9 protein-coding genes are annotated in these 14212 nt (G+C 44.4%); 5 read left to right on the top strand and 4 right to left on the bottom strand.

Translation table 11 applies throughout. The features are described from left to right. Positions 1-204 precede the first annotated feature (204 nt). Both P2A85_RS00175 and P2A85_RS00170 read right to left on the bottom strand, forming a co-directional pair. The gene (locus P2A85_RS00175; protein WP_377476933.1) at positions 205-1647 is read right to left on the bottom strand and encodes a DUF2079 domain-containing protein; all 1443 of its coding nucleotides are present in this window, start codon (positions 1645-1647) and stop codon (positions 205-207) included. A 9-nt stretch (positions 1648-1656) separates the two neighbouring features. After that, on the bottom strand, positions 1657-4005 hold the full coding sequence (locus P2A85_RS00170; protein WP_377481776.1) for a DUF2079 domain-containing protein: 2349 nt from the start codon (positions 4003-4005) through the stop codon (positions 1657-1659). 182 nt (positions 4006-4187) lie between these two features. Here P2A85_RS00170 and dxr point away from each other — a divergent pair, with 182 nt between their 5' ends. Beyond that, positions 4188-5378, top strand: a complete 1191-nt coding sequence (gene dxr, locus P2A85_RS00165) for a 1-deoxy-D-xylulose-5-phosphate reductoisomerase (RefSeq protein WP_377476932.1) — start codon at positions 4188-4190, stop codon at positions 5376-5378. 127 nt (positions 5379-5505) lie between these two features. Here the strand turns inward: dxr and P2A85_RS00160 are convergent, their stop codons facing one another. Both P2A85_RS00160 and P2A85_RS00155 read right to left on the bottom strand, forming a co-directional pair. Further along, on the bottom strand, positions 5506-6018 hold the full coding sequence (locus P2A85_RS00160; RefSeq protein WP_377476930.1) for a phosphoribosyltransferase: 513 nt from the start codon (positions 6016-6018) through the stop codon (positions 5506-5508). 178 nt (positions 6019-6196) lie between these two features. Continuing rightward, complete coding sequence (locus P2A85_RS00155; protein ID WP_377476928.1) at positions 6197-6397, bottom strand: hypothetical protein; 201 nt, start codon at positions 6395-6397, stop codon at positions 6197-6199. Positions 6398-6941: 544 nt separating this feature from the next. On the opposite strand from P2A85_RS00155, the gene P2A85_RS00150 reads away from it, so the two are divergent. The 4 genes from P2A85_RS00150 (at position 6942) to P2A85_RS00135 (ending at position 14202) form a co-directional block, all read left to right on the top strand. Continuing rightward, positions 6942-7190: a hypothetical protein gene (locus P2A85_RS00150; RefSeq protein ID WP_377476927.1), complete on the top strand. Its 249-nt coding sequence runs from the start codon at positions 6942-6944 to the stop codon at positions 7188-7190. A gap of 841 nt (positions 7191-8031) precedes the next feature. After that, positions 8032-8880 (top strand): calcium-binding protein, encoded by an 849-nt coding sequence (locus P2A85_RS00145; RefSeq protein ID WP_377476926.1) that lies wholly within the window; start codon positions 8032-8034, stop codon positions 8878-8880. A gap of 491 nt (positions 8881-9371) precedes the next feature. After that, entirely contained in the window at positions 9372-10853 is a 1482-nt protein-coding gene (locus tag P2A85_RS00140) for a hypothetical protein (protein ID WP_377476925.1), read from the top strand. A 76-nt stretch (positions 10854-10929) separates the two neighbouring features. Further along, positions 10930-14202 (top strand): tetratricopeptide repeat protein, encoded by a 3273-nt coding sequence (locus P2A85_RS00135; protein WP_377476924.1) that lies wholly within the window; start codon positions 10930-10932, stop codon positions 14200-14202. Positions 14203-14212: the final 10 nt, after the last annotated feature.

Raw genomic sequence — 14212 nt, 5'->3', positions numbered from 1 at the left:
ATTAAAGCCGTCCTAGAAGGCGATGTGCTGAGCGTAGTCGAAGTAACGGGGCTTTAGACCCAGTTTTTTGGTAATTTAAAATTTACTTGACTGGGTAACGCAGACTTAGGGGGAAGTGGTGTCAGAGTTAAGGGCACCGACGGCTAGCTATGTTTACGCACTGCTGGCTGGTGGTAAAGCATTTGAAATTGTGGGCGATCGCATTTAGGGCTGTTTAGTAAATAAATAAATGTCATCCCGTTGATATTTCAGTTGAAATTGGGGATTGTTGGTGAGTTGGGTTACTAAGTTTTGCACAAAATCTCGATCGCTCATCCAGCCTGGATAGCGCCAATTCAGCAACACATAGTCAAATTTTGTCAGATTTGCAGGCGGCGTGTGAGCCAAAGCTAATTTTACCACAGGACGGTGACTTAAGTGCGGAGCAATATTCGATGTCGTTAAAACATTGCCTTTAGTTTGAACCAGAGAAATTGCCTCTTTCGTTGCCGGCAGAGTGTCAATGCCTTCTAAATAAATACTCCAAAAATAGCCGTATTTCGCCAAGCACAAAAAACTTATTAATGACCAAATTACGATATTACGCTCCCAAGATAAACTAGAAATTCTGAGGCGATCGAATATTTTAGGTATTTTGAATTCCGGCTGATTATAGTCAGACAAATTGGCAATCACTGCCACCAATAAAAACGGGAATATGGGAATAGAATATTGATGAATTAAATCTCGTTGAGCCGGAATATCCGAAAGAATGTTCATAGCTAACATCGGCGCTGCACTAATCAAAGGTGTCAGATGCCGTGGAGAAATCCACCAAATTACCGGAAATAGCAATAAGGCTAAATACCCAAAAGTCTCCCCAGAAAACAAACGTGTTAAAATTAGATGGGGCTTCAATATCAAATTAGCAGCTATTTCTAAAACCGACTTACCTAAATATTGATATCTGCCAATTCCCGCGTGTTCTTTCCCTTGATTAAAATAGGGTACAATGGCCTGAGTTGCTATCAAAAACCAACCCACACCTAGAAATAAAGCGATTAGTCCGCAATTCCGCTGTTTGTCAAAAAATAACAGCCACAAACCCATGGCTGCCACAGTTAAAGATAACACGGCTTTGCAACTCAAAACCAAGACAATGGCTGCACAAAACCATATTATTTTGTTCAGCCGCGCTGCCAAGATTGCTGCTAAAAGTGCCGGGAAAGCAATGACTTCTGGATGAAAGTCAAAAAGATTGACATTAAAGACTGCGGGATAAAGCAGATAAACTGCTGCCACTGCTATTGATTTTTTTTCATCTAAGCCTGCTTGACGTGCTAAACTCCAACTAGGCCAAGCACCCAAAGCTAAGGAAATTGCTTGTACGAATAACAGCCAGTGAACGTCTGGATATATTTTGTACAGTAAAGCCAGGGGATAAAAAATAAAGGCCGCGTGATCGCCTAAAATATTAACTGCCATTAAAGAAGAAAATGGCGTTTGATTTTGAGAGATTAAATAAATGGCTTGGTCAAAAATGGCTAAGTCGTAGGCAGTGGAATGAAACAAAGCGTGTCGCACGCTACTGCAAGCAAATAAGATTATCGTTGTGGCGACAATCATTAAAAATACTGGATGGGGTTTTAGGGATTTTAAGGTTAGCATTTTATGGGTTTAATCAGCGATGCGTTTGAATAGCAGAACTTGGTTTTTTTGATAGGTTAATTGAAATTGGGGAGTATTTTGCAGTTGAGTGGCTAAGTTATTACCAATTTTTTCGGTATCTGGCCACGGATGTCGTTGGTTTAATAATATGTATTTAAATTCAGCTAAATCTGTTTGGGGTGAAATTTGGGAAAGCAATTTGACTATGGGGCGGTGGGCAAAGTGAGGGGCTAGTCTATTGTCTGTTAAGATACTGCTTTGGGGTTGAATTTGGGCGATCGCTTCCCGTGTTGCTTGCCAAGTATCTAGTCTATTTAGATACAGAAAAAAGTCTTTGTACTCGCCGAGAAACAAGAAGATGATTAATGACCAAATTATCATGGCTTTTGGTAATTGCATTCCCCGCCATAGTTCAGGAATCGGGTATATTTTTAAGGGGAAAACAGAATTAATTTTTTGCCACAATTCAACATTTTCATCTCCTAATTTCCCCCCTTGGGGGGGGTAGGGGGGGGTTGACACAGAATTAATTGGTGGCGATAATTCAACATTTTCATCTCCTAATTTCCCCCCTTGGGGGGGGTAGGGGGGGGTTGACTCAGAATTAATTGGTGGCGAGAATTCAACATTTTCATCTCCTAATTTCCCCCCTTGGGGGGGGTAGGGGGGGGTTGACTCAGAATTAATTGGTGGCGAGAATTCAACATTTTCATCTCCCAATTTCCCCCCTTGGGGGGGGTAGGGGGGGGTTGACTCAGAATTAATTGGTGGCGATAATTCAACATTTTCATCTCCCAATTTCCCCCCTTGGGGGGGGTAGGGGGGGGTTGACTCAGAATTAATTGGTGGCGAGAATTCAACATTTTCATCTCCCAATTTCCCCCCTTGGGGGGGGTAGGGGGGGGTTGACTCAGAATTAATTGGTGGCGAGAATTCAACATTTTCATCTCCCAATTTCCCCCCTTGGGGGGGGTAGGGGGGGGTTGACTCAGAATTAATTGGTTGCGAGAATTCAACATTTTCATCTCCTAATTTCCCCCCTTGTGCGGGGTTGACGGGGGTTGACTCAGAATTAATTGGTGGCGAGAATTCAACATTTTCATCTCCCAATTTCCCCCCTTGGGGGGGGTAGGGGGGGGTTGACTCAGAATTAATTGGTGGCGAGAATTCAACATTTTCATCTCCTAATTTCCCCCCTTGGGGGGGGTAGGGGGGGGTTGACTGTGCGGAGTAGGGGGGGGTTGATTGTGCGGGGTTGATGGGGTTTGACTGTGCGGAGTTGACTGGGGTTGACTTAGAGATAACCGCTAATAATAAAAATGGAATTATAGGCACTGAATATTGATAGGCTAAACTGCGTTGAAATGGCAAGTCTGAGAGGATATTGATGGCGAGAGTTGGGAGGGCGGGAAGCAGTGGAAGCAAATATCGCATTCCTATTTTGCTGGAGAATGGCAACAATCCCCAAAATAGTGGTAAGCTGAGTAGAAATATATATTTAAAAGTATCAATTGAAAAGAATTTACCTAAGATTAATTGTGGCTTTAAGATGATGTTTATAATAATTTCTAGTACCGATTTTCCTAGATAACTGTAGCGCCCTACTCCGGCGACTTCACTGCCGCTAAAGAAGGGAATGATTTTTTGGGAAGCAATCACAAACCAGGCTACACCGAAAACAAGTGCGATCGCGCCGCATCGTTGTTTTTTTTCGCATAACAATAGCCATAAACCCATGGCTGCGACAGTTAGGGACAAAACTGCTTTGCAACTTAAAATTAATAAAATAGCGGCACTAAACCACAAAATTTTGTTTAAACTGGCTGCAAAAATTGCTGCTAAAAGTGCGGGTAAGGCGATTACTTCTGGGTGAAAATCAAATAAGTTGATGTTAAATACTACGGGATATAGTAAGTAAATAAATGCGATCGCGCGGGATTGTTCTGGATTCAAACTTGCCAAGCGTGCTAAACTCCAGCTAGGCCAAGCCCCCAAGGATAAAGCCACTGCTTGTACTAAAAACAGCCAATGCACATCGGGGTAAATTTTGTACAACCAAGCTAGGGGATAATATATTACCGCTGCGTGGTCGCCTAAAATGTGCATCTGCATCAAAGAGGAAAAAGGCGTTTGGTTTTGGCTGATTAAGTAAATCGCTTGGTCAAAAATGCCTAAATCGAAAGCAGTGGATTGAAACAAGGCGTGTCGCAAACTGCTAGACAAAAATAAAATTGTCGCTGTAGTGGCGATCGCAATTAGCAAACTCGACGGTGGCTGCGATCGACTTTCTTCTATATTTTCCGTGATGGAGACGCCGCTGTCCTCACTGGAATCATCAAAATTCGACTCATTCCGCATAAAATCTGCCACTACCTGACTCCTGACAAATCCTCCAATTCATGAGACATCTCCCGAAAACTAAGGTGGGAACAGGCTGAATCCCTGTTCCACAAAAATTATTGGAGAGGTCTATTAGTCGATCGCCAAATTTCATCCCCGCAATCGTAATATTAGAATAATCCACAAAACCTTAAAAAATTGTGAAAGCAATAACTCTTCTTGGCTCTACAGGCTCCATCGGCACTCAAACTCTAGATATTGTAGCTCAATACCCCGAACAATTTCGGATTGTCGGCTTAACCGCGGGACGAAATGTGACCTTGCTGGCGCAACAAATCAGACAATTTCGGCCATCCATTGTCGCGATTGGGGACGAAGATAAATTACAGGAATTACAAGAGGCGATCGCAGATATCGACCCTCAACCTATTTTACTGGCTGGGGAGACAGGCATTGTCGAAGTTGCCAAATATGGCGACGCTCAAGCCGTCGTCACGGGCATAGTGGGCTGTGCTGGTTTGTTGCCAACAATTGCCGCTATCCAAGCAGGTAAAGATATCGCCTTAGCCAATAAAGAAACATTAATCGCAGGCGGTCCCGTTGTCAACCCCCTCATCGAAAAACACGGAGTTAAAATATTACCAGCCGACTCAGAACATTCCGCAATTTTTCAGTGTCTCCAAGGGGTACTTCCAGGCGGCTTGCGGCGCATTATTCTGACTGCTTCGGGAGGTTCTTTTCGAGATTTGCCCATTGAAAAGTTAGCGGAAGTGAAAGTTGCCGATGCTTTGAAACATCCGAATTGGTCCATGGGACAGAAAATCACCATTGATTCTGCGACTTTGATGAATAAAGGATTAGAAGTAATTGAAGCTCACTATTTGTTTGGAATGGATTATGACGATATTGATATTGTCATTCATCCCCAGAGCATAATTCACTCCTTAATAGAACTGCAAGATACGTCGGTTTTAGCACAATTAGGATGGCCAGATATGCGGTTGCCACTGCTTTATGCCTTGTCTTGGCCGGAGCGAATTTATACTGATTGGAAACCCTTTGATTTGGTAAAAGCTGGGGATTTAACTTTTCGAGAACCAGACCATAAAAAGTATCCTTGTATGCAGTTAGCCTATGCGGCTGGACGGGCTGGCGGTTCCATGCCTGCGGTATTGAATGCGGCGAACGAACAGGCGGTATCACTATTTTTGGAGGAGAAGATTCAGTTTTTGGACATTCCGAAATTGATTGAAAATACCTGCGACAAACATCAACAAGATAACTGTACAAGTCCTGGTTTAGATGATATTTTGGCTGCGGATAAGTGGGCGCGGCAGGAAGTTTTGGCGGAAAGTATGGAATTGGGTGCGCGCATTCTTTCGGTTCGGTAATTGTGTCACTAAATTTGCACGGGTTCTCCGACCCGTGCCACAAACAGTAAATATAATGGTGGAACAGGCATCTTGCCTGTTATTAAAAAAAGTGAATTCGACTGAAAACCACTATATGTTTAGTGTTCTATTTGCTAACTTTCGCCCGCAAATCAGCCGCACTCATCTTTTCATACATTTCAAAGGGTTGATGAATCCAAGGATTATCAGCCAAATAATCTACATAATAATCTGGCTTCGCAGCGGAACCAGCTTTGTACCAAAGCACCGCCGTCCGAATTTCCTGAATATCCGGGCTGTAGCGACTCTTGAGCCATAGGATACTTTGCTGCAAACTCACCCCCGAATCGACCAAATCGTCAACCAGCAGAATTTTTTTACCTAAATCATCGCCCACCATGGTCAAATCGCGGGCAAATTTAATCGAACTTCGGACTTTCCCCTCGGCTCCACCATAGGATGAGGCAGCTAAAATTGCCAGGGGTTTGTGGAAAATCCGTGACAAAATATCGCCCGCCCGCAGCCCACCACGGGCTAGACACACAATGCGATCGAAGTTCCACTGAGATTCATCAATTTTTACAGCCAAATCCTCAATTTTTCGATGGTAATCTGACCAAGAAATGTAAAGGTCGCTCATGCCTAATATGATTGAAATGTTACAGATATTATTCAATATTTTGATGACAATGGCATGAAATTATCCAGGGAGCAAAGCCGCAGATTCATTGCTTCCCATGTTTTACAATACTGAGGACTGGCAAAATCCCAAATTCCCAATCTCAAATTCAAAATCCCCTATCAGATGGGGGCTGATTTTAATCTACTACTTTCAGCCACCCGCGACGCACAGCGTGCAGCAAACGGTTGATGGCTGTTTGATCTTCTTCGGTGAGACCGTCGTTTAGTAGTGCTGTCCTGATCTGTTGTCGGTGAGTCCGAGTTAATAAACCAGAGTGATATACCTGAAAGACTAGCTCTGCAATGGTAAATTGAGGTAAAAGTGTTTTGGTCATCATTGGATTTTTATTGAACTCACTTTTGATAGTATTGACTTATTTATTTAAGATTGATGTGATTTCTATACACGAGTAAATGTGATCTATTGGCTGGGAATCAGTGATTTGTGTCATCGGTGATTAACTCTGGGGCTTGTATTTAATCGCTCCCAGGAGTCCCGTACTAAATCCGTCTCAATTTGTAGCTTTGGACTAGGATCTAATCGCTATTATATCTTAAAATATTTTAACACTTAAGTTCATAATTCCTAATGTCTTGCTACTGATGACGGCCAAGGGGTGAAGTCTGACTGGTGACTAGGCCGATTTGAGGCCGAGATTGGGGATTTAAGGCAGAACCAAGCCTCGGATTCAATCTAACGCGCTGACTGACGGGGTACAATCGACAATCTCAAATCCCAAATCTGAAATTGTTGGACTGCTGACTACTGACTGAAGCCCCAGTGACTGAAGCCCCAGAGATTCATCAGTGGGGAGCATCCGAAATCCAAAATCAAAAATCCCAAATCTGAAATCAATCCGATCTATAATAATCACAAATACTGTGAGTTTAGAAAATGACAGGTGGGAAAATATGATAGTTATTGGTTATTTCTTGATTGCTTCAATTGTTTTTTTAGTTTGGTTTCAACGTTTTTGGAACGATACGGCTACATCTAAAACAGACTGGATATCTTGGGTCGCTTTAGTTTTCGGCCCTCTTTTTTGGCCTTTAGTTCTGCCTCTCTCCTTTTTGCAAATAAGCATCACAAGAAAACCAGTAGCACCAGCTAAATTAGAGGAAGAATCCTAGTTAATTATTGAGGTAACAGCTCCGAACACATGGTGTAATTGAATACAATCCTGCTTTATGGTTATGAGTTCAATCTGGTGGGCCATGGGGCAGTTGGCTCTCCTGGTTCGGGATTATTGCAAATTGTATCGCAGCTCACTATTGTCTGGGTGTCAACAGTAATAGGCCTGATTTTCTCATTCCGAAAGAGTTGCTACTATAAGCGGAAGTTAATCGATTGGCGATTGGCAGAATTAACTGCGGAGGGGAGACGAGTCAGCCTGGGTGTGGGAATGAATGTGGTGGTTTGTGGCCTGGGTGCTGGATGGTCATGGTACACAGCCAATCTTAGATGGTCGCAAAAATTTGGATGTTTGGGGAACTATCAGTGGAACTCAAAAGTCTGGTTAATGAGAGCAATTAATGTATCGCGGTTGGCTAAACCGTGAAAGCTTGCTGAGGGATAGCCGCTCCCATGCTCCCGATGAAGCTAGAAGCAAATGTCTAGACTTGTCTAGTATTTGTATAGCAGTATACTAACAGAACCTAACTGGGTGAGAGCCCGCTTGAGGGCGATCGAACCAGTTGCGATCGACACTAAATACCGCTCCGGTGCGATTTCTCCCTATTGAGTTCGCGATCGGATTAAAAATGGTTGATGTGTATTTGCAGCATATTGTATTATCTTTGTGTTAGTTGGAAGCCCCAACTATAACGAAGCTTAGTTGGGGGTACTTCAGATGACAGCCTATAGCAGATGGGTAAATTAGAGTCTCAACCGATGTCCGGTTTAATTTATTGAATCCCTTTGGAGGGAAAAGTGTATTGTAGAAAAATGATTCATCTTTTAGGAGGAGTGTAAATGACACAGGTAACTAATCCAACTACGCCAGCAATTTCAGTCACACTGACAGGTGGTGGCTCGAATATTAGAGGTATTGCAGGCGACAACAGGTTGACTGGCAGCCCACAAGGCGACATCATCCTGACTTTTGGTGGCAACGATGTCATCGCCGGTAGTGCTGGCAACGACGTTGTTCTATCAGGTAGAGGCAATGATGTCATCGGTGCCGGTCCTGGCAATGATATTGTAGCTGCTGGTAAAGGTAACGATGCGGTCTCCGGTGGCGATGGCGATGACTTACTCTTTGGCAATCAAGGAAATGACCTCCTTGATGGCGGTGCTGGCAATGACATCGTTTCTGGGGATGAAGGAAACGACACCGTACTTGGCGGTGCGGGCAATGATATGGTCTACGGTGGTACTGGCAATGATATCGTCAGTGGCGGTGACGGCAACGATAGCGTCTACGGCGGTCAAGGCAACGATACTGTTGATGGCGGTGCTGGCAATGACTTTATCTCTGGCGACAGAGGCTCCGATTTGCTGACAGGCGGTGCTGGCAGCGATACCTTCTACTTCGCTTCCACTAGTCCAGAGTTCGGTGTAGACACGATCACTGACTTTACACCTGTGGAAGATAAGATTCGCTTGAAGTCCGGCGGTGCTTTAGCTGCTTTGGGCGCAACCTTCGATGCTACCGAGTTTGTTGTGGTTTCTGGTTTCACCCCAACTGCTGCTACGGCGAACAAGTTGGTCTACGATCCGACAAGCGGTGTGTTGTACTTCAACCAAGGTACTTCTGCGCTGACTGTGGCTCAGTTGACACCTGGTCTGACGATTACTGCAAGCAACTTCGAGTTGTTCTAGAACAACTGGTGATTGTGGGGCGGCACTGGATTTTATCCGGGGCTGTTCTCGCAAGGTTGGTAGTTTTTCATGATTTCAACCTCACTCTGCCAGTGGCGGGGTGAGGTTGATTAAGTGTAGATTTTTTTTAATTTTTTTTTTAACATTTGCTAACAATCAGTGAGATTTGGTAGATGTCTTTGTATTATGTATAGTCAGCAACCCAGCCCTAAAGGGATCGTAAAATATCAAAAAGTTTAAACATTAAAATTTAGGGTTAACAGCCGTTGACATTTTACCTAGATTTACCTAGGTTTTAGTTACTAAATTCTCGGTAAATTGACGAACAGACTAATTAGCGTTGATGATTTCGATCAAAAGAGAAGGTGTAACCTTTGAAAAAGACCTCGCCAGCGACGTTTCGGAAATAAAAGAAACTCATTGAAAAACTTGCAAATCCTGCGCGAAGCGATTAATATACTAGGATGCAACCGCATTGAGAGGTCGAATCAATGGCTACCTTAACTTATTGTAAAGGCTTGCTCACGCCAGCAGATGAACTCAACGAACTCGGATTTACAGATTTCGAGATGTTCTTAGAAGCTTACGCCCCAATTTTCAGGGCTGCAAGTATTGAAACAGTCAACCACTTACTTTTAAGTACACAATTCAAGAAGTCCGACTGGAACACACACTTACAGCAAACCTACGGCATCAATAAGCGCCATGCAAATGGCGTAATCAGTGCAGCCTCATGTCGTGTAGCCGGCGCTAAAGAACACAGAGTTTTACACATAAAGACTCTTGAAGTCAAGATTAAATCCATTAGTGCATGGCTCAAGAAAGCCGAACGTAAGTTGGCATTAGCCCGTAAATTTTATGCCAAGAAAAAATGGCATAATTCAAAGACAGGTTGTAATTTTCCCATAGCTTGCTCGCTCCAATACAAATCTACCAATTGGCAGAGTTTACGCTTTCAAATACACAATAAAAAGCGTAGACTAACCCTGTTAACGAATAGGCTAGAACACTTAAGAGTCAAGCCAATCAAAGTCTTCGTCCCTCACGGTGATATTTTTGTCGTCGGCTCTAAAGACGAGTCTTTTGGCAATCAAGTCTCCCAGTGGAATGGGAGCAGAATAACTTTTAGAGTTCCCAAATGCTTAGAGTCACGATTCGGGAAAGCTGTATCTTCCGAGGTTGGTGATTTCAATCGCAACATAAATAGACTACCAGAATGGGGGGCGTATACCTGGCATTTCTACCGTAAAAACGGAAAGTGGGTGATTGCCGTGCAATTTACTCCCAAGCCTGTGAATCAAGTTTCTAGAAATAGGATGTACGGTTGCATTGGTATCGATATGAATCCTGGTTCTATTGGGTGGGCGTATGTTGATACTGAAGGGAATCTCAAAGCCAAAGGGCAGATTCCATTACAGATGGGCTTACCGAATGGCAAGCAGCAGGCTCAGATTGTTTATGCCTGCTTGCAACTAGCAGTAAGAGCCACGGAATTGGAATGTCCCGTAGTTTGCGAAGAACTAGATTTCTCAACAAAAAAGCAATCTCTAGGGGAGGAAAGTAGAAAGTATGCGCGGATGTTATCGGGCTGGGCATATAGCGAGTTCTACAAACAACTCAGTTCTATTTTGTCGAATCGCGGAATTGAGTTAATTGCAGTCAATCCAGCTTATTCAAGCATTATCGGCTTGGTGAAATACTTAAAAATGTATGGCTTAGCCAGCGACGAATCGGCTGCACTGGTGATTGCTCGCAGGGCTATGAGATTAAGTGAAAAAATACCTCGCTCCTTAACCGCCTATTCTGATGTGAACTCAGAAAAGCACGTCTGGAGCGAGTGGAACCAACTAAATAAAAAGATCAAACGTTCCGCTGTAAGATCACGTCGTTGTGATTATTATAGTGTTTCTAACTGGAGTTTCTTGGTCAACCTCGACCGCGAGGAAGCGCAAGCACTAAGAAAGAACGTTTAAAGCTTATACCGCAGAGCTTACCCTGGTTTACCTAGGTTTTTATAAGCGGTGAATAAACTGCAACTGCTGGCGAGTAATGAGTATTGAAGAATATATCGGGCAAGCCCAGGTTTATTTGAACCGGGGAAAGTTAAGTGAGGCGATGGATTGTTGCAAAAAGGCGATCGAACTTCAGCCTTTTTCTCCCTCAGCTTACACGACTTTGGGCGAAATCCTAGAAGCTCAGGGAGATCCGACGGCGGCGAGAGATGCTTTTGTGCAAGCTTTGGAAATTTCGCCAGGATTTTTTCTGGCTCATGCTTATTTGGGTCAATTATATAGCGAGTATTGGTGGCTGGATGAGGCGGTTTTTCACTATCGGCAAGCTCTGGATTTGAAACCAGACTGGCCGGAACTATATTATAACTTGGGTAATGTGGTTCATAAACAGGGGAATTTGTTGGGGGCGATCGACTGTTATCAACAGGCGATCGCTCTCAAACCCAATTATGTACTTGCTTTCTACAATCTGGCTGTGGTTTTAGCTGAAAATAATCAGCTAGAAGCAGCCATAGATAGCTACCGACAGGTTATTGCTCTCCAGCCTGATTATATCGATGCTTACAACAATTTAGGCTGCACTTTGGTAAAGCACGATCGCTTTCCAGAAGCGAGGGAAATTTACCAGGCTGGGCTGGCGATTCAGCCAGATTCGGCGAGTCTTTATAATAATTTGGGTCAAGTATTGCTTGACAAAAATCCCGATGGGGCGATCGCAGCTTATCAAAGAGCGATCGAGTTGGAGCCGGATCTGGTTTTGGCTCATTACAATCTGGGGAAGGCGTGGCAAATACAAGGGGAACATTCGGCGGCTGTTGCTTGTTTCGATCGCGTAGTCGAGCTCAATCCCGACTATATTTCGGGCTATACTGATGCCGGGTTTTCTCTGATGGCTTTGGGCAAAATTACCCAAGCTTTGGCCTATTTTGCCCAAGCAATTGCCGTCAAACCGGATTTTGTTGAGGCTTATTGTGATTTGGCACAGAGGGAGCAATTTGCTAGAGATGATGATGATGATGATGAATACTCAAAGGCGATCGCAGCTTGTGGTAGATTTTTGCAAGCATTAATTGGAAGGAAGGAAAAAGGAAGAAGTCACCCCCCCCTGCCCCCCCCAAGGGGGGAAGGAAGAACCCCCCCCTACCCCCCCCAAGGGGGGAAAGAAGAGCTGCCTCCTGCATCCCCCAAGGAAGGAAGGAAGTCAGAAGTCAACCCCCCCCTACCCCCCCCAAGGGGGGAAGGAAGAACCCCCCCCTACCCCCCCCAAGGGGGGAAAGAAGAGCTGCCTCCTGCATCCCCCAAGGAAGGAAGGAAGTCAGAAGTCAACCCCCCCCTACCCCCCCCAAGGGGGGAAGGAAGAACCCCCCCCTACCCCCCCCAAGGGGGGAAAGAAGAGCTGCCTCCTGCATCCCCCAAGGAAGGAAGGAAGTCAGAAGTCAACCCCCCCCTACCCCCCCCAAGGGGGGAAGGAAGAACCCCCCCCTACCCCCCCCAAGGGGGGAAAGAAGAGCTGCCTCCTGCATCCCCCAAGGAAGGAAGGAAGTCAGAAGTCAACCCCCCCCTACCCCCCCCAAGGGGGGAAAAGAAAGAGAAAGAAGCTATTCTCAATGCCCAATTTTCAATGGGTGAAATTTGCGATAATTTAGCAGAAATTTACATCCATTTAGGGAATACTTTAGCACAATACGGCGGTCACGAATCGGCGACAACTTACTATCAAAAAGCTTTACAAATTCAGCCTCAAAATACAGAGCTTTACTGGCTGCTGGGCAATTCTTTGGTAAAGCAAAAGCGCTTAAATGCTGCTATTTTTCTATACCACAGGGCTTTGGCTATTCAGCCTGCTCTACCGCAAGTTTATTTTGAGTTGGCAAAAGTCCTGCAAAAACAGGGCCATTGGGAACGGGCGATCGATTATTATCAAAAAGTTTTGGAGTTGCAATCCTACGGCTATTCACAGCCACAATTATCGCCACAAGGTGATTCTATTGCCGTAGATTCAATGGCGATGGAACTTCCTCAAGGTATTTATTTATCTACTTGGGATTGGCTGGTTAATGCTAGGTTGGATGCGGGTAATTATGTTGAGATAGTTTGGAAGTATGCAGCCGAAGCAAGGGCAGAAAATACTGCCAATTCCCAATTCCCAATTGCCAATGCTTCGGCTACGCTCAGCACAAGTTCCCAATTAGCTAATTCTGATTGTGGTGGTTTAACTTGTGGGTTGTGTTTGCAGCGACTTTCTAAGTGGTTCGATCCGATACATTTGGGTTGGGGAGTTTGCCGTTTGTCCAACTCGCAACCGCTACCTGTGGAGTCGCCCAAGACTTTTGTTGCTGCTATTCCTAATGGGCGAAGTTGGATTGTGCCGCAGGAAAATTATTGGTTGATCTGTAAGGCGATCGCAGTTATTACTCCTGATAACTATTTGTTGGCTGATGTGTCGAGAGATTATCCGGGATTTTTGCCGGGATGCGAGAAGCATGATATCAGAAAACATAGCGTTTTTAACTTAGAATCATTTCCACCTTTAAAGCAGATTGAAGGTAGGGTGGCGGTGCTTTCTGGTTTATCGGGAAATGTCTATTTTCACTGGATGGTTGATGTTTTGCCGAGAATAGAGTTGCTGCGACGCAGTGGTAGGGATTTGGCGGAGATTGATTGGTTTTTGGTGAATAGTTGCCAGCATCAATTTCAACGGGATAGTCTCAGAATTCTGGGGATTCCAGAGGAGAAAGTCTTGGAGAGCGATCGCCAGCCTCACATTCAAGCCACAGAGTTAATTGTACCATCTTTTGCTGGATATTTGGGCTGGCCTTCTGCCTGGGCGATCGATTTTTTGAGAGGGGAGTTTCTGAAGGGAATTATACCTAGTTATAACTACCCAAAACGGATTTATATCAGTCGTAGCAAAGCTAGATATCGGCGAGTCTTGAATGAGGCAGATGTGGTTGAGGTATTGGCAGAATTTGGGTTTGTTTCTATTTTACCTGAATCTATGTCTCTGGAGGAGCAAATTGCCTATTTTTATCATGCTGAGGTAATAGTTGCAGCCCACGGTAGCGGGTTGACAAATACGCTTTTTTGTCAGGGTGGAACTAAAGTAATTGAGTTGATGTCGCCTCATTATATCAGCCATTATTACTGGGGAACCAGTCAATATTTGCAGTTGGAACATTACTTTTTAACTGGGGAGGCTTTTGAGTGTTATCCTATTAGACAGTTGATGTATCAAAATTCCCTGACAGAGGATATCTTGGTGAACTTGAGTTCGCTCAAGAGGATGGTTGAAGTGGTTGGTTTGGGTTAGTTGGCGTCTA

The sequence above is a fragment of the Microcoleus anatoxicus genome (assembly GCF_042465725.1).
Lineage (GTDB): Bacteria > Cyanobacteriota > Cyanobacteriia > Cyanobacteriales > Microcoleaceae > Microcoleus > Microcoleus anatoxicus.
The sequence above is the reverse complement of the archived record's forward strand: the minus strand, read 5'-3'. Positions and strand labels throughout refer to the sequence as shown.